General features: G+C 65.1%; 22 protein-coding genes and 2 tRNA genes. 19 read left to right on the top strand and 5 right to left on the bottom strand.

Annotated elements, in window-relative coordinates; genetic code table 11:
• Positions 1-85: 85 nt before the first annotated feature.
• The 3 genes from dnaJ to HELO_RS17325 all read left to right on the top strand — a co-directional run bounded on the left by dnaJ (position 86) and on the right by HELO_RS17325 (position 2,911).
• The gene (gene dnaJ, locus HELO_RS17335; RefSeq protein ID WP_013333912.1) at positions 86-1,225 is read left to right on the top strand and encodes a molecular chaperone DnaJ; all 1,140 of its coding nucleotides are present in this window, start codon (positions 86-88) and stop codon (positions 1,223-1,225) included.
• Between the two features lie 157 nt (positions 1,226-1,382).
• Positions 1,383-2,015, top strand: coding sequence for a LysE family translocator (locus HELO_RS17330; RefSeq protein ID WP_041602243.1), 633 nt, complete (start codon positions 1,383-1,385; stop codon positions 2,013-2,015).
• On the top strand, positions 2,012-2,911 hold the full coding sequence (locus HELO_RS17325; protein WP_041602242.1) for a DMT family transporter: 900 nt from the start codon (positions 2,012-2,014) through the stop codon (positions 2,909-2,911). Before HELO_RS17330 ends, HELO_RS17325 begins: the two co-directional genes overlap by 4 nt.
• On the opposite strand, the gene HELO_RS17320 is transcribed toward HELO_RS17325, so the two are convergent.
• The 3 genes from HELO_RS17320 to HELO_RS17310 are packed head-to-tail and all read right to left on the bottom strand — an operon-like array spanning position 2,889 to position 5,846.
• Positions 2,889-3,638 carry an ABC transporter ATP-binding protein gene (locus HELO_RS17320; protein WP_013333910.1) on the bottom strand — a complete coding sequence of 250 codons (750 nt, stop codon included), beginning with the start codon at positions 3,636-3,638 and terminating at the stop codon, positions 2,889-2,891. The genes HELO_RS17325 and HELO_RS17320 overlap by 23 nt on opposite strands.
• Positions 3,632-4,717, bottom strand: coding sequence for a FecCD family ABC transporter permease (locus HELO_RS17315; RefSeq protein WP_013333909.1), 1,086 nt, complete (start codon positions 4,715-4,717; stop codon positions 3,632-3,634). The genes HELO_RS17320 and HELO_RS17315 overlap by 7 nt, the downstream gene beginning before the upstream one ends.
• A gap of 1 nt (position 4,718) precedes the next feature.
• Positions 4,719-5,846 (bottom strand): ABC transporter substrate-binding protein, encoded by a 1,128-nt coding sequence (locus HELO_RS17310; RefSeq protein WP_013333908.1) that lies wholly within the window; start codon positions 5,844-5,846, stop codon positions 4,719-4,721.
• Positions 5,847-6,141: 295 nt separating this feature from the next.
• Here HELO_RS17310 and HELO_RS17305 point away from each other — a divergent pair, with 295 nt between their 5' ends.
• Both HELO_RS17305 and HELO_RS17300 read left to right on the top strand, forming a co-directional pair.
• Positions 6,142-6,423 (top strand): DUF2218 domain-containing protein, encoded by a 282-nt coding sequence (locus HELO_RS17305; RefSeq protein ID WP_013333907.1) that lies wholly within the window; start codon positions 6,142-6,144, stop codon positions 6,421-6,423.
• 3 nt (positions 6,424-6,426) lie between these two features.
• Complete coding sequence (locus HELO_RS17300) at positions 6,427-7,356, top strand: DMT family transporter (protein ID WP_013333906.1); 930 nt, start codon at positions 6,427-6,429, stop codon at positions 7,354-7,356.
• Here HELO_RS17300 and HELO_RS17295 read toward each other — a convergent pair.
• Positions 7,333-8,316 (bottom strand): esterase-like activity of phytase family protein, encoded by a 984-nt coding sequence (locus HELO_RS17295; protein ID WP_157953433.1) that lies wholly within the window; start codon positions 8,314-8,316, stop codon positions 7,333-7,335. The genes HELO_RS17300 and HELO_RS17295 overlap by 24 nt on opposite strands.
• 146 nt (positions 8,317-8,462) lie before the next feature.
• On the opposite strand from HELO_RS17295, the gene dapB reads away from it, so the two are divergent.
• The 4 genes from dapB to greA all read left to right on the top strand — a co-directional run bounded on the left by dapB (position 8,463) and on the right by greA (position 14,471).
• Positions 8,463-9,269, top strand: coding sequence for a 4-hydroxy-tetrahydrodipicolinate reductase (gene dapB, locus HELO_RS17290; protein WP_013333904.1), 807 nt, complete (start codon positions 8,463-8,465; stop codon positions 9,267-9,269).
• Between the two features lie 295 nt (positions 9,270-9,564).
• A complete protein-coding gene (gene carA / locus HELO_RS17285; RefSeq protein WP_013333903.1) occupies positions 9,565-10,710 on the top strand; it encodes a glutamine-hydrolyzing carbamoyl-phosphate synthase small subunit in 1,146 nt (381 codons plus the stop codon).
• 57 nt (positions 10,711-10,767) lie between these two features.
• The gene (carB, locus tag HELO_RS17280) at positions 10,768-13,998 is read left to right on the top strand and encodes a carbamoyl-phosphate synthase large subunit (RefSeq protein ID WP_013333902.1); all 3,231 of its coding nucleotides are present in this window, start codon (positions 10,768-10,770) and stop codon (positions 13,996-13,998) included.
• Positions 13,995-14,471, top strand: coding sequence for a transcription elongation factor GreA (greA, locus tag HELO_RS17275; protein ID WP_013333901.1), 477 nt, complete (start codon positions 13,995-13,997; stop codon positions 14,469-14,471). The genes carB and greA overlap by 4 nt, the downstream gene beginning before the upstream one ends.
• Before the next feature lie 123 nt (positions 14,472-14,594).
• On the opposite strand, the gene HELO_RS17270 is transcribed toward greA, so the two are convergent.
• On the bottom strand, positions 14,595-14,921 hold the full coding sequence (locus tag HELO_RS17270) for a YhbY family RNA-binding protein (RefSeq protein WP_013333900.1): 327 nt from the start codon (positions 14,919-14,921) through the stop codon (positions 14,595-14,597).
• Between the two features lie 267 nt (positions 14,922-15,188).
• Between HELO_RS17270 and rlmE the strand changes: the two genes are divergently transcribed.
• The 10 genes from rlmE to nusA all read left to right on the top strand — a co-directional run bounded on the left by rlmE (position 15,189) and on the right by nusA (position 23,973).
• Positions 15,189-15,779 carry a 23S rRNA (uridine(2552)-2'-O)-methyltransferase RlmE gene (gene rlmE / locus HELO_RS17265; RefSeq protein ID WP_049786253.1) on the top strand — a complete coding sequence of 197 codons (591 nt, stop codon included), beginning with the start codon at positions 15,189-15,191 and terminating at the stop codon, positions 15,777-15,779.
• A 219-nt stretch (positions 15,780-15,998) separates the two neighbouring features.
• A complete protein-coding gene (gene ftsH, locus HELO_RS17260; RefSeq protein WP_013333898.1) occupies positions 15,999-17,981 on the top strand; it encodes an ATP-dependent zinc metalloprotease FtsH in 1,983 nt (660 codons plus the stop codon).
• Between the two features lie 89 nt (positions 17,982-18,070).
• Positions 18,071-18,934: a dihydropteroate synthase gene (folP, locus tag HELO_RS17255; protein WP_112049570.1), complete on the top strand. Its 864-nt coding sequence runs from the start codon at positions 18,071-18,073 to the stop codon at positions 18,932-18,934.
• Positions 18,927-20,276 carry a phosphoglucosamine mutase gene (glmM, locus tag HELO_RS17250; RefSeq protein ID WP_013333896.1) on the top strand — a complete coding sequence of 450 codons (1,350 nt, stop codon included), beginning with the start codon at positions 18,927-18,929 and terminating at the stop codon, positions 20,274-20,276. Before folP ends, glmM begins: the two co-directional genes overlap by 8 nt.
• Before the next feature lie 48 nt (positions 20,277-20,324).
• On the top strand, positions 20,325-21,074 hold the full coding sequence (gene tpiA / locus HELO_RS17245) for a triose-phosphate isomerase (protein WP_013333895.1): 750 nt from the start codon (positions 20,325-20,327) through the stop codon (positions 21,072-21,074).
• Positions 21,075-21,078: 4 nt separating this feature from the next.
• The gene (secG, locus tag HELO_RS17240; RefSeq protein WP_013333894.1) at positions 21,079-21,441 is read left to right on the top strand and encodes a preprotein translocase subunit SecG; all 363 of its coding nucleotides are present in this window, start codon (positions 21,079-21,081) and stop codon (positions 21,439-21,441) included.
• A 28-nt stretch (positions 21,442-21,469) separates the two neighbouring features.
• Positions 21,470-21,556: transfer RNA gene (locus tag HELO_RS17235), tRNA-Leu, on the top strand.
• Positions 21,557-21,679: 123 nt separating this feature from the next.
• Positions 21,680-21,756: transfer RNA gene (locus HELO_RS17230), tRNA-Met, on the top strand.
• A gap of 221 nt (positions 21,757-21,977) precedes the next feature.
• A complete protein-coding gene (rimP, locus tag HELO_RS17225) occupies positions 21,978-22,439 on the top strand; it encodes a ribosome maturation factor RimP (RefSeq protein ID WP_013333893.1) in 462 nt (153 codons plus the stop codon).
• Between the two features lie 40 nt (positions 22,440-22,479).
• A complete protein-coding gene (gene nusA / locus HELO_RS17220; protein ID WP_013333892.1) occupies positions 22,480-23,973 on the top strand; it encodes a transcription termination factor NusA in 1,494 nt (497 codons plus the stop codon).
• Positions 23,974-23,998: the final 25 nt, after the last annotated feature.

The raw sequence follows: 23,998 nt of genomic DNA, 5'->3' as shown, positions 1-23,998 counted from the left end.
ACGTCTGAATCACGGCTGACGCCAGCGCGGGAGGCGACTCCCGCGTTGGCGTTTCCGCAGCGTCGCTACGGAGGCGGACAGACACATGTCCAAGCGTGACTATTACGAGGTGCTGGGCATCGAGCGTGGGGCCGATCAGAAAGAGATCAAGAAGGCCTATCGGCGCCTGGCACAGAAATATCATCCGGACCGTAACCCGGACGATGAGACCTCGGCGGAGAAGTTCCGCGAGGTTTCCGAGGCCTATGAGGTCCTGACCGATAGCGAGAAGCGTGCGGCCTACGACCAGTTCGGCCATGCCGGCGTCGACGGCCAGGCCGGAGGCGGCGGCTTCGGCGGTGCGGGCGCCGGCGGCTTCAGCGATATCTTCGGCGATGTCTTCGGCGACATCTTCGGTGGCGGCGGGGCGCGTCGCAACCCGAATGCCCCGCAGCGCGGCAGCGACCTGCGCTACAACCTCGAGCTGGATCTCGAGAGCGCCGTGGCGGGCACCAGCGTGGATATCCGCGTGCCTCGCCACATCGAGTGCGAGCGTTGCGACGGCGATGGCGCCGAGCCGGGCTCCAGCAAGGAGACCTGCCCGACCTGTCACGGCCACGGTCAGGTACGCATGCAGCAAGGCTTCTTCGCCGTGCAGCAGACCTGCCCGACCTGTCACGGCAGCGGCCAGCACATCAAGGTGCCGTGCCACAAGTGCAACGGCGAAGGCCGGCAGCGCGAGACGCGCACCCTGTCGGTGAAGATTCCGGCCGGTGTCGATACCGGCGATCGCATTCGCCTCAACGCCGAGGGCGAGGCGGGCATCAACGGCGGGCCGCCCGGCGACCTGTACGTCCAGGTGGCGATCAAGCCGCACCATATCTTCGAGCGTGAAGGCCGTCACCTGCAGTGCGAGGTGCCGATCAACTTCGTCGACGCCACCCTCGGCGGCGAGCTGGAAGTGCCGACCCTGGATGGTCGGGTGAAGCTCAAGATTCCACCCGAGACCCAGACGGGCAAGATGTTCCGTCTCAAGGGCAAGGGTGTGAAGCCGGTGCGTGGCGGTCCCGCCGGCGACCTGCTGTGCAAGGTAGTGGTCGAGACGCCGGTGAAGCTCAGCGAAGAACAGAAGGATCTGCTGCGCAAGTTCCAGGAAAGCCTGGACGGCAGCAACAGCCATCACTCGCCGAAGAAGAGCAGCTTCTTCGACGGGGTGAAGAAGTTCTTCGAGGATATGAAGCCCTGAACCCGGGGCGTTGAAGCACTGATGTCGAAACACTGGTGTTGAAGCGCCGGTGCTGAGAGGCGTCCCGTCGCCCTCGCCGTTTCTGCGGCGGGGGCTTTTCTTTGCGTGTTCGGCGCTCTACTGTAGTGGGTCGCCCTGCCGATGAGGAATTCCCGCCATGGAATGGCTCGCCTTCGTGATCGCCGCCCTGGGCTTCGCCTATCTGCCCGGTCCCGCCATGCTGTATACCGCCGCTCAGACGTTGGGGCGGGGTCGACGTGCGGGGTTCTGTGCGGTACTGGGCGTGCACCTCGGTTGCTATGTGCATGTGATCGCCGCGGCGCTGGGCCTGGCGGCACTGTTTGCCGCGGTACCGCCCGCTTATGTGGCGATGAAGATCATCGGCGGCTGTTATCTGTTGTGGGTCGGCATGCGCCTGTGGCGGCGCGGCATCGGCTCGCCCGAGACGACGGACGGCACGGGCAAGGGTGCCCGTCGCGTGATGGTCGACAGCATGCTGGTCGAGATACTCAACCCGAAGACGGCACTGTTCTTCGTGGCCTTCCTGCCGCAGTTCGCGCAGCCGGAGGCCGGCATGGCCATGGGCTGGCAGCTGCTGTGGCTGGGCATCGCTGCCAACTTCCTGTTCTCCTCGGCCGACGTGGTCGTGGTGATGCTGGCCGCGCCCTTGCGTCGCTGGTTGCAGGGGCCGCGGGGCTCGACGCGCCTCGCCCAGCGCCTGGGCGGTGGGCTGCTGGCCAGCCTGGGGGCGCATGGCCTGACACAGGTCTATCGACAGGGAATTTCATGACCGACGCCATGGATCGGCCGCTGGCCGGCATTCTTCTCAGGCTTTGCTCCGGTGTGCTGTTCACGGGGATGATGGTGTGCGTCAAGGTGGTGAGCACGGAGGTGCCGCTGGGGCAGACCGTGTTCTTCCGTTCGGCGTTCGCGCTGCTGCCCATCGTGATATTCATGATCTGGCGGCATGAGTTTCCCCGTGCCCTGGCGACGCGGCGTCCCGCCGGGCACCTGTTGCGCTCGGGACTGGGGGCGGCGGCGATGTTCGCCTCCTTCGCCGCGGTGGCCAGGCTGCCGGTGGCCGAGGCCACGCTGCTGGCGCAACTGGCGCCGGTGGCCATGGCGGTGGGTGGCGTGTTCCTGCTGGGGGAGCGTTTCACCCGGCATCGGGCGGCGGCCCTGGCTCTGGTGCTGGGCGGCGTGGCGGCCTTGGTGGTACCCGATCTGGGCAACGGAGAGCAGGCAGGGCGTCTCCCGGGATATGGCCTGGGCATTCTGGCCGCCCTGCTGACGGCGGGCGCGCTGGTCACGGTACGGCGCATCTCGCGTACCGAGACGCCGGCCTCCATCGCTTTCTATTTCGTGCTGGTCACTGCCCTGGCGGGGTTGGCGACCTGGCCGCTGGGCTGGGTCGGGGTGTCGGGGACGACGCTGTCGCTGTTGATCCTGGCCGGCCTTTTCGGCGGGGCGGCGCATATCTGCATGACACTGGCGCTGCGCTTTGCCGAGGTGTCGCGCCTGGCCCCCTTCGAGTATGTCGCGCTGATCTGGCCGGTGCTGGCCGACCTGTTGATCTTCGGGCTGCCCCTGTCGCCGGGATTTCTGGTCGCGCTGCCCCTGGTGCTGGGCGGCGCCGGGCTGGCGGCCCTGGAGGGGCGCCGGTTCAGGTGGCGGCTTCGACGATGAGCTGGGGCTGTCCTCTCGAGCAGGCTTCGATGCGGGTCTCCACGCGATAGACCCGGCGCAGCAGCTCGGGGGTGACGACCTCGCCGGTCGGGCCGCAGGCGATCAGTCGGCCGTTCTCCAGCATGATGGCTTCGTCCGTGAAGCGCAGTGCCTGGCCGAGATCGTGCAGGGCGGCGAGGATCAGCATGTGGCGTTCCCGGGCGAGTCGCTGCAGGATCGACAACAGCTGAATCTGGCGATGCAGGTCCAGCGCCGAGGTAGGCTCGTCGAGCAGCAGAATCTCGGGGTCCTGGACCAGTGCCTGGGCCGCTCCCACCAGTTGGCGCTGGCCGCCGCTCAAGTCACCGATGTCGCGCTCTCCCAGCTCGCTGATGCCCAGCTCGCGCAGGGCGCGGTCGACTTCGGCGAGGTCCTCGTCCTGCACCTTCAGGCTGCGCCCCTGCATGCGGGCCAGCAGCACCGATTCGTAGACGCTCAGCACGGCATTCGCGCCGGTGTCCTGTGGCATGTAAGCCAGCGGCCGCTCGCGGGTGGTGCCGTCGATGCGCGCGCTGCCACCGCCGCCGATCAGCCCGAGGATGCGCCGAAAGAGCGTGGACTTGCCGGCGGCGTTGGGGCCGAGTAGGGCGACGACCCGGCCGCCCTCGAGCGGCGGCGTGGTGATCTCGGAAAGGATCTGGCGGCGGCCGTAGTGGGCCGTCAGGCGGTCGAGCGTGAGCGTTACCATGCGGACTTCTTGTGGTTGAGGACGAGGAACAGGAAGAACGGAATGCCCACCAGCGAGGTGATGATCCCGATGGGGATGATGGTCCCGGGCAGGATGATCTTCGACAGCACCGAGCCGACGGAGAGGATCAGGGCGCCGCACAGTGCCGCGCCGGGCAGGAAGAAGCGCTGATCCTCGCCCATCAGCAGGCGGGCGATATGTGGCCCGACCAGGCCGATGAAGCCGATGGTGCCGACGAAGGCCACGGCGATGGCGGCGAGCAGCGAGACCAGTACCAGCACTTCCAGGCGCAGCGCCCGGGGCTTGACGCCCAGGCTCTCGGCCTTGGCGTCGCCCAGCCGCATGGCGGTGAGTGCCCAGCCGTGGCGGGCGAGCAGCGGCAGCACCACCGCCAGTACGCCGGCGGCGATGCCTAGCTTGGGCCAGGTGGCCTTGGTCAGGCTGCCCATGGTCCAGAAGACCACCGCGGCCACCGCTTGCTGGCTGGCGAAGAACTGGATCAGCGCCATCAGCGAATTGAAGATGAACACCATGGCGATGCCCAGCAGCACGATGGTCTCGATGGTCACGCCGCGCTTGAGGCTCAGTGCATGAATCGCGAAGGCCGTCAGCATGGCCATGACGAAGGCGTTGATGGGGATCACGTACTCGACCGCGGCGGGCACGATCACCACGCCGAAGGCCAGTGCCAGGGCGGCGCCGAAGCTGGCCCCGGCGGAGATGCCAAGCGTGAAGGGGCTGGCCAGGGGATTGCTGAGGATGGTCTGCATCTGGGCGCCGGCCACCGACAGGCTGGCACCGACCACCAGCGCCATCAGCGCCACCGGCATGCGGATATCCCAGAGGATCACCCGAACCTGCTGGCTGGCGGATGCCGGGTCGAGCAGGGCGGCGATCACCTCGCCCAGGCCGAAGCGGGCCGGCCCCAGGGCGAGGTCGATGCACAGGCTCAGGCACAGCGCCAGCGTCAGGGCGGCGAGGGTCAACTGGCGACGTATCACCAGTCGACGGTAGAAGCCGCGGCCCTGGAGCGTGGTGGGCGACGCGGCAGCGGCCTGGTCGGGAGGCGAGGCGTGCATCTCAGTGTTCCTTCAGCGAGACCCAGTAACCCGGCTCGTAGTCCACCGGCAGGAAGCGGTCGTGCAGCTCTTTCATCGTTGCTCCGGGGTCGAGGTCGGCGAACAGCGCTGGGTGGAACCACTTGGCCAGCCGCTGGACGGCGACGAAATAGTAGGGACTGTTGTAGAACTGGTGCCAGATGGCGTGGACGTCGTCATTCTCGACGGCCTCGATGCCGGTCATGGCGGTGCGTTCGGTCAGCGCCTCGAGCTTGGCGCGAGCGGTCGTCATGTCGGCACCGGGGCCCACGCCGACCCAGTCGCCGCCGGGCACGTAGGCATCCCAGTTGCCGCCGGTCACCACGACCTGCTGCGGATTGGCGGCGATGATCTGTTCGGGGTTCAGTGAGCCGAAGGTGTTCGGAATGATGTCCTTGGCGATGTTGGTGCCGCCGGCGAGTTCGACGTATTCGCCGAAGTTGCCGGGGCCGAAGCTCATGCAGCAGTCTTCGGAATAGCCGCCGGCGCGGTCGACGAAGACGCGCGGGCGCTCGGGGGCGGCGCTCTCGATGGTGTCGGTGACGCGAGCCATCTGCGCCTCGGCGAAGTCGATGAAATCTTCGGCGGCCTCTTGCTTGCCCAGCAGTTTGCCCATCAGTCGCATGGACGGGATGGTGTGCTCGAGCGGTGCCTCGCGGAAGTCGACGTAAAGGATGGGAATGCCCAGCTCGGCGAGCTTGTCGTCATAGGCGGCGTCCTCGGTGGCGGCCTTGGCCTCGAGGTTCATCAGCACGACGTCCGGTTCGAGCGCGGCGGCCTGTTCGACATCGAAGGTGCCGTCCTTGAAGCCACCGAAGGTCGGAATGTCTTTCAGTTCGGGGAACTTGGCGGCATAGCGGGCATAGTTGTCCGGATCGGCCTGGGAGAAGTCCTCGCGCCAGCCGACGACGTGCGCGAACGGGGCTTCCGGCTGCAGGGCGCCGAGCAGATAGATCTGGCGGCCCTCGCCGAGGATCACGCGATCCACGGGTGCGTCGACGGTGACCTCGCGGCCGGCAACGTCGGTGACGGTGATTTCGTCGGCCTGGGCGACGGCGCTGCCCAGGGTGAGGGCGATGCCGCCGAGGGTCTTGAGCAGGGAGGTGTGCATGAGGCTTCGTCGCTCGCTGAGGAAGTCATCGGTATCGAGGGTGCGGGACGCCGGCAAGCGCGGAGATGTCGCCATCTCCGTTGCAGATCGTTCCTATTCGCAGTGGTCGGGCAGTGTGGCGCAATCGTCCGGGGTTGTCGAGAGACCTGGAGTTGTCGAGAGAGGAGCTTGTGGGGCCGGGTGTCGAGCGTCGTTTCGTGCGGGCGAACGGAAAGTTTGCGATGGTGGGGCTGGTGCTCGGGGGTGACGCCGTCATAGGCTGAAGACTCATGGTCAAGGATAGAGGAAGGGCGTCATGCCGATTTCACGTGCGGAGATCGTTACCGATTCGGGCGAGAAACTGATCAACCGGCTGTGCAAGCACTGGTCGCACAAGCTTGAGGTGGAGCAGGAAGGCGATGAAGGTCGGATCACCTTCGACAACGGGAGCTGCCTGCTGCGTGCCGAGGAGGGCAAGCTCAAGGTGGCGGTCGAGTCCCTGGACGAGGAAGGGCTCGATCGCCTGGAAGGCGTGGTGGCGAGCCACCTCGAACGCATGTCCGGCAAGGAGTCCCTGGATATCATCTGGGAGAACTGAGCCGTGACGGCCCGCACCGCCCATCTGGGCATGCTGCTCTGGGCGGCATTGGTGGGCCTGTCGTTTCCTGCCGTAGGGCTGATGGGTGAGTTGCCGCCGATGCTGCTCACCGCCCTGCGTTTTGCCATTGCCTGCCTGGGCCTGTGGCCGCTGGCGCACCGGGCCGAGGGTTTTGCCCTGGCGCGCCGTGCCGTGCCGGTGTATGCCCTGATGGGCCTTTGCCTGGCGGGCTTTTTCGGCGCCATGTTCTGGGCTGCCCACCACGCCACGGCACTCTCCATGGCGACGCTTTATGTCACCGTCCCGTTGCTCGCCTATGGGCTGGGGCTTGGGTTGCGCGTGGAGCGGTTGGCCTGGCGGTTGCCGGCGATTCTCGCCTTGGGCGCTGTCGGTGCCCTGGCGCTGGCCTATGCCGAGGCGCTGGTACGTGGCGGCCAGATGCGGTTCGGTATAGGCGAGGCGGTGTTCTTCGTCGGCTGCGTCTGCTCGGCACTCTATCCGGTGCTCTCCAAGTGGGGATTGAATGCCGGGCGCTTGCCGGCCTCGGCTGCCGTGCGCACCTTCTGGAGCCTGGGGCTGGGCGGCGTGCTGATCGGCGTTCTGGGCGTGCTGGTGGAGCCGGTGTCGCGGTTCGCGGCGATGAGCTGGTCCGATGCCTTGCTGCTCGTCTACCTGGGGCTGTTCTCCAGTGCCCTGACCTTCTGGTTGATGCAGCGCGCGACCCTGGTGCTGACGCCTGGGGCGATCACCGCCTACGGTTATCTGGTGCCTTTCGTCTCCATGCTCGTGCTCTTCCTGCGGGCACCGCAGAGTCTCGACTGGGTCTGGTTGCCCGGCAGTCTCATGGTGTTGGCCGCCATTGCGCTGTTGTTGCGCCATGACGCCGATACGGAGCGAAAGACCGGTGACTCAGCGCGGACGCAGGCAGACTAGCAGGCTGCGCTGCAACGGGCTGGCATTGTCATCGCTGAGCAGCAGCAGGCGGCCATCGTCGAGTCGCGTGAGGCCTTCCATGTTGTCCAGCCACCAGCCATCGGCGCTGGAGAAGCTGGCCAGGGTCTCGACATCGAGCTCGGGCGGCTCGCCGAGGCGCACGCGGCGCAGGCTGATCACCAGCGGTGCCGGTGGGGCGAAGGCGCGTTCGAGGGCCAGCAGGTCGTCGCCGTCGGCGGTGAGCTCTGTCAGGGCGCTGCCGGTCGGGGCGGCCAGGGGATAGCGCCACTGCTTGCCATCGAGGGTGAAGAGGCGCGTTTCGCCCGGGGCGGCGCCGGGCGGGGGCGACTCCAGGCCGAGAATGAGGCCGTGTTTCGGGAGTTCGGTCATGGCCTCCATGCCCTTGTTGGGTGCCGCGTCGGCCGCTTGGGCGGGGCGAATGGGCGCCGCCAGGGGCCCGCCGTCACGGTCGAAGCGCTGCAGGCGATGGTCGCGCTCGAAGCTGACCCAGAACTCGCTGTCGCCGAGCTTGCCATTGGTGCCGTGCAGCAGCGAGAGAGACTCGGCATCGGCCGCCGAGCCCTCAAGCGGGAGGCCATCGCCATCACGCAGTCGATGACTGTCGATGGGCGAGAGGCCGACCAGTTGCCCGTCCTCGAAGCGTGGACGAGCCCGGTGCAGCCAGCCTCGGTCCGAGACCATGTGCAGCAGGCCCGCGTCGCGCTCCCAGACCAGATCGGAGAGGCCGTTGACCGGCGTGCCGTCCGGCCAGTGGCTGGGCAGGGAGAGCGTGCCGCAGAGCTCGACCCGCGGCGGTGGCGTGATATCGGCACCGACACCGGCCAGGGAAACGACTCGGGCGTGATTGGCGCAGCCCGGCAGGGGTACGAGCAGCGTCATGAAGAGGATGGCGAGCGGCAGGGCGCCGAGGGCGCGGCCTGATGTCGGCATTCGGGGCATGGCAGTCTCGGCGGTGATGGTGTGGCGAGGGATCAGTCTGCCACAGGCCTGTGCCGGCCGTGTGACAGGCGCGTGTCGCAGACGCCCCGGCACGGCATTGTTATACTGCGGCCATTCCATTGAATCGAGCCTCGCGAGGAGTTCGCATGACCCGTATTGCCATCGCCGGAGTCGCCGGCCGCATGGGCCGCACCCTGGTCAACGCCGTGCAGCAGGACGCCGAGGCCACGCTCGCCGGTGGCACCGTCTCGCCGGGCAGCTCGCTGGTCGGCGCCGATATCGGTGAGCTGGCCGGCAGCGGCAAGCTGGGCGTGATGGCCACCGATTCCCTGGCGGCGATCGCCGCTGACTTCGATGTGCTGATCGATTTCACCGCGCCCCGGGTGACGCTGGACAACCTGGCGGTCTGTGCCGAGCACGGCAAGCGCATGGTGATCGGCACCACCGGGCTCTCCGACGAGGAGCTGGCAGAGCTGGACGCTTATCGCGACCGGTTGCCGATGGTCTTCGCACCCAACATGAGCGTGGGCGTCAATCTGACGTTCAAGCTGCTCGAGACCGCCGCCCGGGCGCTGGGCGACGAGGGCTACGATATCGAGGTCATCGAGTCCCACCATCGCCACAAGGTGGATGCGCCCTCCGGCACCGCCCTGAAGCTGGGCGAAGTGGTGGCCGATGCCCTGGGGCGCGACCTGAAAACCGATGGCGTCTTCGAGCGCGTCGGGCAGTGTGGCCCGCGCAGTGACAAGGAAATCGGTTTCGCCACGGTGCGGGCCGGCGACATCGTCGGCGAACATACCGTGATGTTCGCTACCGAGGGCGAGCGCATCGAGATCACCCACAAGGCCTCCAGTCGCATGACCTTTGCCAAGGGCGCCGTGAGGGCGGCTCGCTGGGTGGCCGGCCAGCCGGTGGGGCGTTACGACATGCAGGACGTCATCGGGCTGGATTGAGGGGTGGTCGAACGGCCTCGGATGCTTTAGAATCCCACAAATTTTGGCCGGGCGCCGGCTATCCGCCGCGCAAACGCTTGTTGCGTCGGCCCAGCATTCCGAGCGAATGACAACAAGCGGGATGAAACCGGTCTTTATCGTCGGGTTTCGTCCCGCTTTTTTGCGGGCAACAGGCGGGCGGAGTCGGGCCTGCGGGTCGTGCAGGGCTCGCCCGAACCGTCGAGCGCCATTCGTGAAGCATTCCTTGACGAGCTGTCTCTTATAGCTGTCTGTAAAAATATGGGAGGACGTTGCATTGAGCAAACCCGCGATACTGGCCCTGGAAGATGGCAGTGTGTTTCATGGCACCGCCATTGGCGCCGACGGGCAAACTAGCGGTGAGGTGGTGTTCAATACGGCCATGACTGGCTATCAGGAGATCCTCACCGATCCCTCCTACAGCCGTCAGATCGTCACCCTGACCTATCCGCACATCGGCAACACCGGCGTCAACAGCGAGGATGTGGAGTCCTCGAGCATCGCTGCCGCCGGGCTGGTGATTCGCGACCTGCCGCTGTTGGCCAGTAACTTTCGTTGCGAGCAGACGCTCTCCGACTATCTGGCGCAGCAGAACGTGCTGGGCATCGCCGACATCGACACCCGTCGGCTGACTCGCCTGCTGCGTGACAAGGGCTCCCAGAACGGTGCCATCCTGGCCGGCCCCGACGCCGAGGGCGAGGGTGCCGAGGCGCGGGCGCTGGAAGCGGCCGGGGCCTTTCCCGGCCTGAAGGGCATGGACCTGGCCAAGGTCGTCTCCTGCACCGAGCCCTATGAGTGGAGCGAGGGTGAGTGGACGCTGGGCAGCGGGTACGCCGACGCGTCCGAGGGCGAGCGGCCCTATCATGTCGTCGCATATGATTACGGGATGAAGCGCAACATTCTGCGCATGCTGGCCTCACGGGGCTGCCGGCTGACCGTGGTGCCGGCCCAGACCCCGGCCGAGGAAGTGCTGGCGATGAATCCGGATGGCATCTTCCTTTCCAACGGTCCGGGCGACCCCGAGCCCTGCGACTATGCCATCAGTGCCATCCAGGCGTTTCTGGAGACCGAGATTCCGGTCTTCGGCATTTGTCTCGGCCACCAGTTGCTGGCGCTGGCCAGTGGCGCGCGCACGGTGAAGATGAATCATGGCCACCATGGTGCCAACCACCCGGTGCAGGATCTCGACAGCGGCCGGGTGATGATCACCAGCCAGAACCATGGTTTCGCCGTCGAGGAAGCCTCTTTGCCCGATAACCTGCGCGCCATTCATCGTTCCCTGTTCGATGGCACCCTGCAGGGCATCGAGCGTACCGACCGCCCGGCGTTCAGCTTCCAGGGACACCCCGAGGCGAGCCCCGGCCCCAGGGACGTGGCGCCGCTGTTCGACCGTTTCGTCGAGATGATGCGGCGCCGGCGCTGACGCCCGTATCCGATCGATCGTCGCCCCTCGTCTGCCACTATTCTTGCGGGAAGCACCATGCCCAAACGTACCGACATCCAGAGCATCCTGATCATCGGCGCAGGCCCCATCGTCATCGGCCAGGCCTGCGAGTTCGACTACTCCGGCGCTCAGGCCTGCAAGGCCCTGCGCGAGGAAGGCTTCCGGGTCATCCTGGTCAACTCCAACCCGGCGACCATCATGACCGATCCGGTGATGGCCGATGCCACCTATATCGAGCCGATCACCTGGCAGGCCGTGGAGAAGATCATCGAGGCCGAGCGTCCCGATGCCGTGCTGCCGACCATGGGCGGCCAGACGGCCCTCAACTGCGCCCTGGACCTGGACAAGCACGGCGTGCTCGAGAAGTTCGGCGTGGAAATGATCGGTGCCAACGCCGACGCCATCAACAAGGCTGAAGACCGCGATCTCTTCGATCAGGCGATGAAGCGCATCGGCCTGGAGTGCCCCAAGGCCAAGGTCGCCCACAGCATGGACGAGGCCTGGCAGATCCAGGGCGAGCTGGGCTTTCCGGTCATCATCCGTCCCTCCTATACCATGGGCGGCTCCGGTGGCGGCGTGGCCTACAACAAGGAAGAGTTCGAGGAGATCTGCACCCGGGGCTTCGAGCTTTCCAACAACCATGAGCTGCTGATCGACGAGTCGCTGCTGGGCTGGAAGGAATACGAGATGGAGGTCGTTCGCGACAAGAACGACAACTGCATCATCGTCTGCGCCATCGAGAACTTCGACCCCATGGGCGTGCACACCGGTGATTCCATCACCGTGGCACCCGCCCAGACGCTGACCGACAAGGAATACCAGAACATGCGCGACGCCTCCCTGGCGGTGTTGCGCGAGATCGGCGTCGAGACGGGAGGCTCCAACGTCCAGTTCGGCGTCGACCCGGACACCGGGCGCGTGGTGGTCATCGAGATGAACCCGCGGGTGAGCCGTTCCTCGGCACTGGCCTCCAAGGCCACCGGCTTCCCCATCGCCAAGATCGCCGCCAAGCTGGCCGTCGGCTACACCCTGGACGAACTCTCGAACGACATCACCGGTGGGCGTACCCCGGCGTCCTTCGAGCCGTCCATCGATTACGTGGTCACCAAGATTCCGCGTTTCACCTTCGAGAAATTCCCCCAGGCCAATGATCGCCTGACTACCCAGATGAAGTCGGTCGGCGAGGTGATGGCCATCGGGCGGACCTTCCAGGAATCCTTGCAGAAGGCGCTGCGTGGCCTGGAAACCGGCAACGACGGCCTCGATCCGAAGACCACGCGCTTCACCGACGATGCCATGGCGCACATCAAGGGCGAGCTGCAGGTGCCCGGCGCCGAGCGCATCTTCCATGTGGCCGATGCCATGCGCGCCGGCCTGGGTGTCGAGGAGCTGTTCCGCCTGACCAATATCGACCGCTGGTTCCTGGTCCAGATCGAGGACCTGGTGCGTACCGAGGCCGAGCTGTCCCGGCGCTCGCTCTCCGAGCTGACGCCCCGCGAACTGTTCGCCCTCAAGCGCAAGGGCTTCTCCGACGCGCGTCTGGCCGGGTTGCTCGGCGTCGCCGAGAAAGATTTCCGTCGCACCCGTCAGGCAGCCGGTATCCGGCCCGTCTACAAGCGGGTCGACACCTGTGCCGCGGAGTTCGCCACCGACACGGCCTACATGTACTCCTCCTATGAAGAAGAGTGCGAGTCGGAGGTTTCCGACCGGCCCAAGATCATGGTGCTGGGCGGCGGTCCCAACCGTATCGGTCAGGGCATCGAGTTCGACTACTGCTGTGTGCATGCCGCGCTCGCCATGCGTGACGACGGCTATGAAACCATCATGGTCAACTGCAACCCGGAGACCGTTTCCACCGACTATGACACCTCGGACCGGCTCTACTTCGAGCCGGTGACGCTCGAGGATGTGCTGGAGATCGCCGACAAGGAGAAGCCTGCCGGGGTGATCGTGCAGTTCGGCGGCCAGACGCCGCTCAAGCTGGCGCGTGAGCTCGAAGCCGCCGGAGTGCCGATCATCGGCACCACTCCGGATGCCATCGACCGGGCCGAGGACCGCGAGCGTTTCCAGCAGATGATCGACAAGCTGGGGCTCAAGCAGCCGCCCAACGCCACCGCGCGCAGCTTCGAGGATGCCTTCGCCAAGGCCGAGGCCATCGGCTATCCGCTGGTGGTGCGCCCCTCCTATGTGCTGGGTGGCCGGGCCATGGAGATCGTCTACGACGCGACCGAGCTGGAGAACTACATGACCCATGCGGTCAAGGTTTCCAACGACTCGCCGGTATTGCTCGATCACTTCCTCAATGCGGCCATCGAGGTCGATATCGATGCCGTGTCCGATGGCCGGCAGGTGGTGATCGGCGGCATCATGCAGCACATCGAGCAGGCCGGGGTGCACTCGGGTGATTCCGCCTGTGCCCTGCCGCCGTATTCGCTGCCGGCCGACGTCCAGGACGAGATGCGCGACCAGGTCAAGCGCATGGCCGTGGAGCTCGGTGTCAAGGGCCTGATGAACGTGCAGCTGGCCTGGCAGGATGGCGAGATCTACGTCATCGAGGTCAACCCTCGTGCCTCGCGTACCGTGCCTTTCGTCTCCAAGTGTGTCGGCACCTCGCTGGCGCAGATCGCGGCGCGTTGCATGGCCGGCGTTTCCCTGGCCGATCAAGGCTTCGTCGATGAGGTCGTGCCGCACTTCTTCAGCGTCAAGGAAGCGGTCTTCCCGTTCGCCAAGTTCCCCGGCGTCGACCCGATCCTTTCGCCGGAGATGAAGTCCACCGGCGAGGTGATGGGCAGCGGCGATACCTTCGCCGAGGCCTTCTACAAGGCGCAGCTGGGCGCCGGCGAGGCGATTCCGGCCCTGGAAGGCGAGCGCAAGGCGTTCCTCTCGGTACGCGATCCCGACAAGCAGGGTGTTATCGATGTGGCCCGATCTTTGTTAGGATTAGGGTTCACACTGTGCGCGACGCGTGGCACGGCATCGGCTCTACAGCAAGCCGGCCTGCCCGTGGAGGTCGTCAACAAGGTTTATGAAGGCCGTCCTCATATCGTCGATCTGCTCAAGAACGACGAGGTCGCCTATATCGTCAACACCACCGAGGGCCGCCAGGCCATCAATGATTCCTCGGTGATCCGCCGCACTGCTCTCGCTCGGAAGGTTCCCTATGCCACCACCCTGGCGGGGGCCAATGCCGTTTGCTTGGCGCTCGAATACGGTAACGCCATCACCGTGCGGCGGTTACAGGAATTGCATGCAGGAGTCAGTCAATGAACAAGGTTCCGATGACCGTCGTCGGCGAGCAGCGTCTTCGCGATGAGCTCGAACACCTCAAGAGCGAGGCGCGGCCCAATGTCATCGCCGCCATCGCCGAGGCGCGCGAACATGGCGATCTCAAGGAGAACGCCGAGTATCATGCCGCTCGCGAGCAACAGGGGTTCATCGAAGGTCGGATTCAGGAGATCGAGGGCAAGCTCTCCAATGCGCAGGTCATCGATGTCACCAAGCTCCCCAAGACCGGCAAGGTGATCTTCGGGGTGACCGTGGGGCTGATCAACCTGGATAACGACGAGGAAGTGACCTACCGCATCGTCGGCGAGGATGAGGCTGACATCAAGGTCGGCCTGATCTCCGTGACCTCTCCCATCGCCCGCGCCCTGATCGGCAAGGAAGAAGGCGAGACGGTGCTGGTGCGCACGCCCGGCGGCGATGTCGAGTACGAAATCTCGAGTGTCGAGCATCTCTGACCCTTCGGGCAGCTGTAAGCCATGAGCTTCAAGCTGTAAGAAAACACCCCCAGGGCGCTGCCCTGGGGGTGTTTTGGGTTTGACTCTCAGCTTACGGTTTACAGCTCGCGCGAAGCGCGGTGGTCAGCGCCGCCCGTGGTGCTCCTCGAAGCGCTTGATGTTGGAGAGCTTCGGGTTGACCTTGGGGTTGTGGCGATAGAACAGGGCGACCTTGCCGATCTTCTGGATCAGTTCGGCGCCGCTGGCCTCGAGCAGTTCTTCGATCATGGCGGTGCGGTCGTCGCGCTCGGGCAGGGCCAGCTTGACCTTGATCAGCTCGTGGTCGGTGAGGGCGCGGTCCAGCTCGGCGACCACTCCTTCGGATATCCCGTTCTCCGACACCGTGACCACGGGGTCGAGGTAGTGGCCGATGCTGCGGAATGCTTTCTTTTGTGCCTGTGACAAGCTCATGGTATCTTGATTCTTCCCGGTTGGCGCGCTGCGCGTATGGTACGGCGTATCGCGTCGCGGCGAAACCGCCGCGTTCCGTTATCGTCTCGAACCGCCGGGCCCGCAGGTCAGCACCTCGTCCCAGGTCATCCCGGAATTCGCTCGACCGCCCGACATCCAGTTCATTCTACAGGTGATGCCGTGGCATCTTCCCATGACTCTCGCCCGAAAGACGCTCGTGCCAAAGGCGCCGCTCGGCGTGGTGGCAAAAAGCCCCGCACTGGCTGGATGAAGGAGCACTTCGATGATCGTTATGTCCAGCAGAGCTGGCAGGACGGCTATCGCAGCCGGGCCAGCTACAAGCTGCTGGCCCTCGATGAGAAGGACAGGCTGCTGCGCCCCGGCATGACGGTGATCGATCTCGGCGCCGCGCCCGGCGGCTGGAGCCAGGTCGCCGCCGAGAAGGTCGGCGACGAGGGGCGAGTGATCGCTTCCGACATTCTCGAGATGGATGCCCTGGCCGGCGTCGACTTCGTGCAGGGGGATTTCACCGAGGACAGCGTGCTCGAGGAGATCCTGGCGCGGATCGGGGATCGCCCGGTGGACCTTGTGATGTCGGACATGGCCCCCAATATGAGTGGTATGGCGGCCATCGATCAGCCCCAGGCCATGTACCTGGTGGAATTGGCTCTGGATCTGGCGCGCCAGACCCTGTCGCCCGGTGGTGTCTTCCTGGCCAAGGTGTTCCAGGGCGAAGGGTTCGATGCCTACCTGAAGGAGCTGCGCGCCGGCTTCAAGCGGGTGGTGACACGCAAGCCGGAGGCGTCGCGGGCCAGGTCTCGCGAGGTGTATCTGCTGGCGGAAGGTTTTCGTGGCTGAGCCGGTCTTGAAGGCATGGCTCGGCCGCTTGGTGTGACAATCTGTCCTATAGGCTGGAGCTAACGGTGCGATGGCCGGACAGGGCGGCGCAAGTATGCCACAGTGGACAGCAAATGGATTGGACCGTGATCCGCATCCTGGCTGAACATGTGTCCCTGATGTAGTGTCGAAGCACTAGACGCATTCGGCCGACGGATTCTTGCAATTGAGGGTAGTCCCTTGAACGATATGGCGAAGAACCTGATTCTGTGGTTGGTCATCGCGGCGGTGCTGCTGACGGTGTTCAACAATTTCAGTGTCGATAACGCACCGCAGACGATGAACTACTCCCAGTTCGTCCAGCAGGTGCAGAACGAGCGCGTCGAAAGCGTCACCATCGATGGTTATACGATCACCGGTAAGCGTACCGACGGCTCCCAGTTTCAGACGATCCGGCCGGCAGCGGAAGACCCCAAGCTGATGGATGACCTGCTTGCCCACAACGTCACCGTGGTGGGCAAGGAGCCGGAACAGCAGAGCCTGTGGACACGCTTGCTGATTGCCAGCTTCCCGATCCTGTTGATTCTGGCCATCTTCATCTTCTTCATGCGCCAGATGCAGGGCGGCGGCAGCGGCAAGGGCGGGCCGATGAGCTTCGGCAAGTCGAAGGCCAAGCTGCTTTCCCAGGATCAGATCAAGACCACCTTCGCCGATGTCGCCGGCTGTGACGAGGCCAAGGAGGAGGTCGAGGAACTGGTCGACTTCCTGCGCGATCCGACCAAGTTCCAGCGCCTGGGGGGCACCATTCCCCGGGGCGTGTTGATGGTCGGCCCGCCCGGTACCGGCAAGACCCTGCTCGCCAAGTCCATCGCCGGCGAGGCCAGCGTGCCCTTCTTCTCGATTTCCGGTTCCGACTTCGTCGAGATGTTCGTCGGTGTCGGCGCCTCTCGCGTGCGTGACATGTTCGAGCAGGCCAAGAAGCAGGCGCCGTGCATCATCTTCATCGACGAGATCGACGCCGTGGGCCGTTCCCGTGGCGCCGGCATGGGCGGCGGCAACGACGAGCGCGAGCAGACCCTGAACCAGTTGCTGGTGGAGATGGACGGCTTCGAGGCCAACGAAGGCATCATCGTCATCGCCGCCACCAACCGTCCGGACGTGCTCGACCCGGCGCTGCTGCGTCCGGGACGTTTCGATCGCCAGGTGACCGTGCCGCTGCCCGATATCCGGGGCCGCGAGCATATCCTCAACGTGCACCTGCGCAAGGTGCCGCTGGCCGATGATGTCAAGCCGACCTATATCGCGCGTGGCACGCCCGGCTTCTCCGGTGCCGATCTGGCCAACCTGGTCAACGAGGCGGCGCTGTTCGCGGCGCGTGGCAACAAGCGCCTGGTGGGCATGGACGAGCTGGAGATGGCCAAGGACAAGATCATGATGGGCGCCGAGCGCCGTTCCATGGTCATGACCGAGAAGGACAAGCTCAACACTGCCTATCATGAGTCGGGGCACGCCATCATCGGCCTGGTGATGCCGGAACACGACCCGGTCTACAAGGTCACCATCATCCCCCGTGGGCGGGCGCTGGGCGTGACCATGTTCCTGCCCGAGGAAGACCGCTACAGCCTGTCGCGTCAGCAGATCATCAGTCAGATCTGCTCGCTGTTCGGCGGCCGTATCGCCGAGGAGATGACGCTCGGGCCGAACGGCGTGACGACCGGTGCCTCCAACGACATCAAGCGTGCCACCGAGCTGGCGCACAACATGGTCGCCAAGTGGGGCCTGTCCGAGGAGATGGGGCCGATCATGTACGACGAGGACGAGTCGCATCAGTTCCTCGGTGGCGGCAGCCAGGGCGGCATGCTGAAGTCCGGCGAGACCACGACCCGCCTCGACAAGGAGGTGCGTCGGATCATCGACGATTGCTATGCCCAGGCGAAGCAGATCCTGGAGGACAATCGCGACAAGCTGGATGCTATGGCCGAGGCGCTGGTCAAGTACGAGACCATCGATGCCAATCAGCTCCGGGACATCATGGAAGGTCGCGATCCCCGTCCGCCCGAGGACTGGGAGGATGACGGTTCCGGTGGTGGCTCGCCGGTGACCGGCTCGGGCGATACGTCCAAGTCATCGGAAGAGGTTTCCGACGATGGCGACGCGGGCGGCGACGAGGACACGCCGCGGCGTCGCCCCTCCGACCCCTTGGGCGGCCCCGCCGGAACCTGACCGGCGGCGCCCGTCCCCGTTGATCTCGAGGCGCCCTGCGGGGCGCCTTCGCCGTAGAGGGCCCCGGCCCGATGTTGTCCAGGACGATGATGCTGACCACGACTTCGAAACCCCTGCAGTGCGGCCGTCACCGGCTCGATCTTTCCTTCCCCCATGTGATGGGGATTCTCAACGTCACGCCCGACTCCTTTTCCGATGGCGGACACCATGTCGCCCTGGATGATGCCTTGAGGCGCGCCGAGCAGATGCTCGCCGAGGGAGCGGCGATCATCGATGTGGGCGGGGAGTCGACGCGCCCCGGGGCGGCCGAGGTATCGACTCAGCAGGAGCTGGATCGCGTGCTGCCGGTGGTGGAAACGCTGGTCCATGAGCTCGATGCTTTGGTGTCGGTGGATACCAGTACCCCGGAGGTGATGCGCGAAGCCGCCAATGCCGGGGCCGGCATGCTCAATGATGTCCGCAATCTGCGCCGTGACGGGGCGGTGCGGGCCGCAGCTTCCACCGGGCTGCCGGTGTGTCTGATGCACATGCTCGGCGAGCCGGGCGACATGCAGGACGCACCGCACTATGATCGACCCGTGGAAGAGGCCGTGGCCGAGTTCCTCGAAGAACGAGTGGCAGCCTGCGAGGCTTCGGGGCTGCGCCGCGAGCGGTTGTTGATCGATCCCGGATTTGGCTTCGCCAAGACCGTCGAGCACAATCTACGTCTCCTCAAATACATGGATCGCCTGACCTCGCTGGAGTTGCCCATCCTGGTGGGCATGTCTCGCAAGAGCATGATCGGCAAGGTGCTCGAGCGGCCGGTGGAAGAACGTCTCGCCGGTGGGCTGGCATTGTCCGCCCTGGCCGTGGAGCGAGGCGCGCGTATCCTTCGCGTGCATGATGTGGGGCCCCACGTGGACGCGGTGAACATGGCCTGGGCCGTGCTCAAGGAAGGTTGTGACAATGACTAGACGCTATTTTGGCACCGATGGCATTCGCGGCACTGTCGGAGAGGCGCCGATTACCGCCGACTTCATGCTGAAGCTGGGGTGGGCCACCGGCCGGGTGCTGGCACGTGAATCCGGGCAGGCGAAAGTGCTGATCGGCAAGGATACGCGGATTTCCGGCTACATGTTCGAGTCGGCGCTGGAGGCTGGGCTATCCGCCGCCGGCGTCGATGTCATCCTGCTCGGCCCGATGCCGACGCCGGGCATTGCCTACCTGACGCGAACCTTTCGGGCCGATGCCGGCATCGTCATCTCGGCGTCCCATAACGCCTTCGCCGACAATGGCATCAAGTTCTTTTCCGCCGAGGGCGTCAAGCTGCCCGATGCCGTCGAGGAGCGCATCGAGGCAATGCTCGATGAGCCCTTGACCACGGTGGCGCCGCATGAGCTGGGCAAGGCCCGGCGGGTGGACGATGCCGCCGGCCGTTATATCGAGTTCTGCAAGTCGACCATTCCCGACCGGGTCAATCTGCATGGCTTGCGGATGGTCGTCGACTGCGCCCATGGCGCCACCTATCACATCGCACCCAGTGTGTTTCGCGAACTGGGTGCCGATGTCAGCCTGATCGGCGCCAGTCCGGACGGGCTCAATATCAATCATGAAGTCGGCTCGACCCAGCCGGCGGCGCTGCGGGCGGCAGTCATCCGCGAGGGAGCCGATCTTGGCGTGGCCTTCGACGGTGATGGCGACCGCGTCCTGCTGGTGGATGTCGACGGCCGTGAGGTCGATGGTGATGATATCCTCTACATCATCGCCCGGGACCGCCACGCGCGAGGCGAGCTCGGAGGTGGTGTCGTCGGTACCCAGATGAGCAACTTCGGTCTGGCCGCGGCGCTGGAGGCGCTGGGTATTCCCTTCGAGCGCGCCAAGGTCGGCGATCGGTACGTCATGGAGCGGCTGGCCGCCAATGGTTGGCAACTGGGAGGCGAATCCTCGGGCCATATCGTCTGTGGACATGTACAGACCACGGGTGACGGTATTGTGTCGGCCTTGCAGGTGCTGTCGGTGATGGCGCGCGAAGGACGAGCCCTGAGCGAGCTGATGGTGGGCCTGGAAAAGGCGCCTCAGGCGTTGATCAATGTACGCCTAACGCCGGGGACCGATGCTCGATCGTTGATGAAGGATGCGGCCCTGCGGGAGGCCGTGGCGGCCCTGGAAGGTGAGCTGAAGGATGAGGGGCGTGTGCTGCTCCGCCCCTCGGGGACCGAGCCGCTGATTCGCGTCATGGTCGAGGGTCGCCCCCACCTGGATGTACAGTCTCTGGCGCGTCGCCTGGCCGACGATGTCGAGAGCATGTTGTCTTGACAATGACGCTCCTATACCATTTCGGCCCACCTTGAAAGAGGATGTCTCATGCCTACGCCGCTGATCGCCGGCAACTGGAAGATGAATGGTTCCCTGGACCTGATCGAGTCCTTCGGCCGGGCGCTCGCCGATGCCGAGCTGCCGTCGCGTCTCGAGGTCGCGTTGATGGTGCCCTTTCCCTATCTGGAGGCCGCTTCGCGTGCCTTGACCGGTTCTCGGGCGGCCCTCGGGGCGCAGACGCTCAGTGACCAGCCTTCCGGCGCCTTCACCGGCGAGGTGAGTGGCGAGATGCTGCGCGAGGTCGGCACCAGTCTGGTGCTGGTCGGTCATTCCGAGCGCCGTACCCAGTTCGGCGAAGACGACTCGGCGGTGTTGGCGCGCGTGCGTCGCGCGCTGGAGTGCGAGCTCACGCCGGTGCTGTGTCTGGGCGAGACCCTCGAGGAGCGCGATGCCGATCGCGGCGAGGCCGTGGTGATCGGTCAGCTGGAAGCGGTTCTGGACGGCCTGGAGGCCGGGCAGCGCAGCCGGCTGGTCATCGCCTACGAGCCGGTCTGGGCCATCGGGACCGGTCGTACTGCGACTCCCGAACAGGCGCAGGCGATTCACGCCGCGATCCGTCGTCGCCTTGCTCGCTACGGCGATGGTCTCGCGGAAGGGACCCAGTTGCTGTACGGCGGCAGCATGAAAGCCGATAATGCCGCCGATCTGTTGGCCCAGCCGGATATCGACGGCGGCCTGGTGGGCGGCGCATCCCTCAAGATCGATGATTTCCTAGCCATTTGTCAGTCAGCAGGTTGAATCCATGCAAGTTGCCATTCTCATGATCCATGTGGCGATAGCCATCGCCCTGGTCGCCTTGATCCTGCTGCAGCAGGGCAAGGGCGCCGATGCCGGTGCCTCCTTCGGTGGCGGTGCCTCCCAGACCGTGTTCGGTTCCCGCGGCAGCGGCAGCTTCCTGTCACGCGCGACCGCCGTGCTGGCAGCGGCCTTTTTCGCCACCTCCCTGACCCTGGCGTACTTCGCATCCCAGGCGGGTGAGGCGCCGGAAGAGGTCGGAATTCCCGATGCCGAAGTGGTCGAGCAACAAAGTGCCGAGCCAACCCTTGACGACAAGGGCAATGGTGCGGATAATGCAGCGCCAGTGCTGGAGGAGGGCGGCAACTGAGCCCTCGTTATTCCAGCCGTCCCCTGATGCCGAAGTGGTGGAATTGGTAGACACGCTATCTTGAGGGGGTAGTGACCTTACGGTCGTGCGGGTTCAAGTCCCGCCTTCGGCACCATCTGAAACCGACACGGTGAGACGCCTCGCCAAGGTGTCGGCCTCAGTAGCAGGATTGGCGGAGCGGTGCCATTGTGGCTTGACGCCGATAGGGTTCAAGCATACAATCACCGACCTAGATTGATGCGGGGTGGAGCAGTCTGGTAGCTCGTCGGGCTCATAACCCGAAGGTCATCGGTTCAAATCCGGTCCCCGCTACCATCTTCCTGGCAGGCATGCAGCGATGTTAGGGGCATGCCAAAGAGCCGAAGTGGTATACAGGTTTCTTGTAAAAGCCCCTTCCTGCGAAGGGGCTTTTTGTTAGCGGCCAGCCCGTCGGTCGAGACCGGCCGGCTGTCTCGAGGCAACGCCAATCAGCCACCTGACTTTCCTGTTCACTCCTGGCCAGGTGCCTGATGCAACGGCTGTAGGAGCTTTCTTCCATGGCAACCAAGGATACCGCGCTGAACGCGCTGATCGAGCCAGTGGTGACAGCCATGGGCTTCGAGCTCTGGGGTATCGACTATCTGTCTCAGGGCAAGCACTCGCGCCTGGTGATCTTCATCGATCATGAGCAGGGCGTGGGCGTGGATGATTGCGCCGATGTCAGCCGTCAGGTCAGCGCTGTCCTGGATGTCGAGGACCCCATTGCCGGAGAGTATCGGCTTGAGGTGTCGTCGCCCGGGATGGATCGGCCGTTGTTCACTCTCGAGCAGTTCGAGCGTTATGCGGGCCATACGGTGGCTGTGAAGCTGCGTGCGCCGTTCGACGGGCGCCGCAAGTTCCAGGGGTTGCTGGCCGGTATTGAAGGCGACGAGGTGCTGTTGCAGCTCGACGGCGAGGAATATTGCTTTCCCATCGAGAGCATCGATCAAGCGCGTATCGTTCCCCGGTTCGATGCGTGATGTCGGTGCAACAGGACGGGTTTTCTGGCGAGGCTAAGTCATGAGTAAAGAGATTCTGGCGGTCGTCGATGCGATCTCCAACGAGAAGGGGGTCCCCCGCGAGGTGATCTTCGAGGCCGTCGAGGCGGCGCTGGCCAGCGCGTCTCGCAAGCGTTTCGAGGACGAGGAAGCCAGTGTGCGCGTACATATCGACCGCAACACCGGCGACTACGAGACCTTCCGGCGTTGGGAGGTGGTCGAGGACGACGACTTCGATGGACCGGACGCCCAGATCAAGCTCTCTTTCGCCGAGCGTCGCGATCCGCCGCTGGGCCTGGGTGATGTGGTCGAGGAGCGAATCGAGAACGCCGTCTTCGGTCGGATCGCGGCCCAGACCGCCAAGCAGGTCATCGTGCAGAAAGTGCGCGAGGCCGAGCGCGCCGAGGTCGTGAGCCTCTATGCCGAGCGCGAGGGCGAGCTGGTGGCCGGCATTGTCAAGAAGACGACACGTGATGGCCTGATCATCGACCTGGGCGACAACGCCGAGGCGTTTCTGCCGCGCAGCGAGATGATTCCCGGCGAGCGCTACCGCATGAACGAGCGGGTGCGCGCCCTGCTGACCAAGGTCGATCCCGAGGCGCGTGGCGCTCAATTGATTCTGTCCCGGACCTGTCCGGAGCTGATCATCGAGCTGTTCAAGATCGAGGTGCCCGAGATCGCCGAGCAGCTCATCGAAATCAAGGGTGCGGCCCGGGATCCCGGTTCGCGCGCCAAGATTGCGGTCAAGACCAATGACCGTCGTATCGATCCGGTGGGCGCCTGCGTCGGCATGCGTGGCTCGCGGGTCCAGGCCGTTTCCACCGAGCTGCAGAATGAGCGGGTGGATATCGTGCTGTGGGACGACAATCCGGCCCAGTTGGTGATCAACGCCATGGCGCCGGCTGATGTCGCTTCCATCCTCGTCGACGAAGACGCCCACGCGATGGACGTGGCCGTCGGCGAGGACAATCTGGCCCAGGCCATCGGCCGCAGCGGTCAGAACGTACGCTTGGCCTCCGAGCTCACCGGCTGGCGTCTGAACGTCATGACCGAGGCCGAGGCGGAAACCAAGCGCGACCAGGAGATCGATAGCCTGGTCGAGCACTTCATTCAGCACCTGGACGTCGACGACGACGTGGCACGTCTGTTGGTCGAAGAGGGCTTCACATCCCTCGAGGAAGTCGCCTACGTCCCGGTGGAGGAAATGTTGGAGATCGAGGAGCTCGACGAAGAGCTCATCGAGGAGCTGCGCGCTCGCGCCAAGGACGAGTTGTTGAACCTGGCCATCGCCTCCGAGGAAGAGCTCGATGGCGCCCAGCCGGCCGACGACCTGCTAGCGATGGACGGCATGGAGCGTCATCTGGCCTTCATCCTGGCCAGTCGGGGCATCGTCACCATGGAGGATCTCGCCGAACAGTCCGTCGATGATCTGACCGACATCGAGGAACTGGACGACGAGCGCGCCGCGTCACTGATCATGACCGCCCGCGCGCCATGGTTCGAGAGCGAACAGTAACACGGGTCACGGGCTGAGGAGGGTC

Origin of the sequence: Halomonas elongata DSM 2581 (assembly GCF_000196875.2) — a bacterium.
GTDB classification, from domain to species: Bacteria; Pseudomonadota; Gammaproteobacteria; order Pseudomonadales; family Halomonadaceae; genus Halomonas; species Halomonas elongata.
This window is presented reverse-complemented; position numbering and strand designations above follow the sequence as displayed.

What these genes read in the sequence shown, in the direction of transcription:
- rlmE (WP_049786253.1), top strand. Translation starts at nt 15,189, where the DNA reads ATGAAGGAGCACTTCGATGATCGTTATGTCCAGCAGAGCTGGCAGGAC.
- carB (WP_013333902.1), top strand. Translation starts at nt 10,768, where the DNA reads ATGCCCAAACGTACCGACATCCAGAGCATCCTGATCATCGGCGCAGGC.
- secG (WP_013333894.1), top strand. Translation starts at nt 21,079, where the DNA reads ATGCAAGTTGCCATTCTCATGATCCATGTGGCGATAGCCATCGCCCTG.
- HELO_RS17270 (WP_013333900.1), bottom strand. Translation starts at nt 14,921, where the DNA reads ATGAGCTTGTCACAGGCACAAAAGAAAGCATTCCGCAGCATCGGCCAC.
- rimP (WP_013333893.1), top strand. Translation starts at nt 21,978, where the DNA reads ATGGCAACCAAGGATACCGCGCTGAACGCGCTGATCGAGCCAGTGGTG.
- HELO_RS17325 (WP_041602242.1), top strand. Translation starts at nt 2,012, where the DNA reads ATGACCGACGCCATGGATCGGCCGCTGGCCGGCATTCTTCTCAGGCTT.
- HELO_RS17310 (WP_013333908.1), bottom strand. Translation starts at nt 5,846, where the DNA reads ATGCACACCTCCCTGCTCAAGACCCTCGGCGGCATCGCCCTCACCCTG.
- dnaJ (WP_013333912.1), top strand. Translation starts at nt 86, where the DNA reads ATGTCCAAGCGTGACTATTACGAGGTGCTGGGCATCGAGCGTGGGGCC.
- folP (WP_112049570.1), top strand. Translation starts at nt 18,071, where the DNA reads ATGCTGACCACGACTTCGAAACCCCTGCAGTGCGGCCGTCACCGGCTC.
- glmM (WP_013333896.1), top strand. Translation starts at nt 18,927, where the DNA reads ATGACTAGACGCTATTTTGGCACCGATGGCATTCGCGGCACTGTCGGA.
- HELO_RS17315 (WP_013333909.1), bottom strand. Translation starts at nt 4,717, where the DNA reads ATGCACGCCTCGCCTCCCGACCAGGCCGCTGCCGCGTCGCCCACCACG.
- HELO_RS17320 (WP_013333910.1), bottom strand. Translation starts at nt 3,638, where the DNA reads ATGGTAACGCTCACGCTCGACCGCCTGACGGCCCACTACGGCCGCCGC.
- greA (WP_013333901.1), top strand. Translation starts at nt 13,995, where the DNA reads ATGAACAAGGTTCCGATGACCGTCGTCGGCGAGCAGCGTCTTCGCGAT.
- HELO_RS17295 (WP_157953433.1), bottom strand. Translation starts at nt 8,316, where the DNA reads ATGCCCCGAATGCCGACATCAGGCCGCGCCCTCGGCGCCCTGCCGCTC.
- dapB (WP_013333904.1), top strand. Translation starts at nt 8,463, where the DNA reads ATGACCCGTATTGCCATCGCCGGAGTCGCCGGCCGCATGGGCCGCACC.
- tpiA (WP_013333895.1), top strand. Translation starts at nt 20,325, where the DNA reads ATGCCTACGCCGCTGATCGCCGGCAACTGGAAGATGAATGGTTCCCTG.
- HELO_RS17305 (WP_013333907.1), top strand. Translation starts at nt 6,142, where the DNA reads ATGCCGATTTCACGTGCGGAGATCGTTACCGATTCGGGCGAGAAACTG.
- nusA (WP_013333892.1), top strand. Translation starts at nt 22,480, where the DNA reads ATGAGTAAAGAGATTCTGGCGGTCGTCGATGCGATCTCCAACGAGAAG.
- HELO_RS17330 (WP_041602243.1), top strand. Translation starts at nt 1,383, where the DNA reads ATGGAATGGCTCGCCTTCGTGATCGCCGCCCTGGGCTTCGCCTATCTG.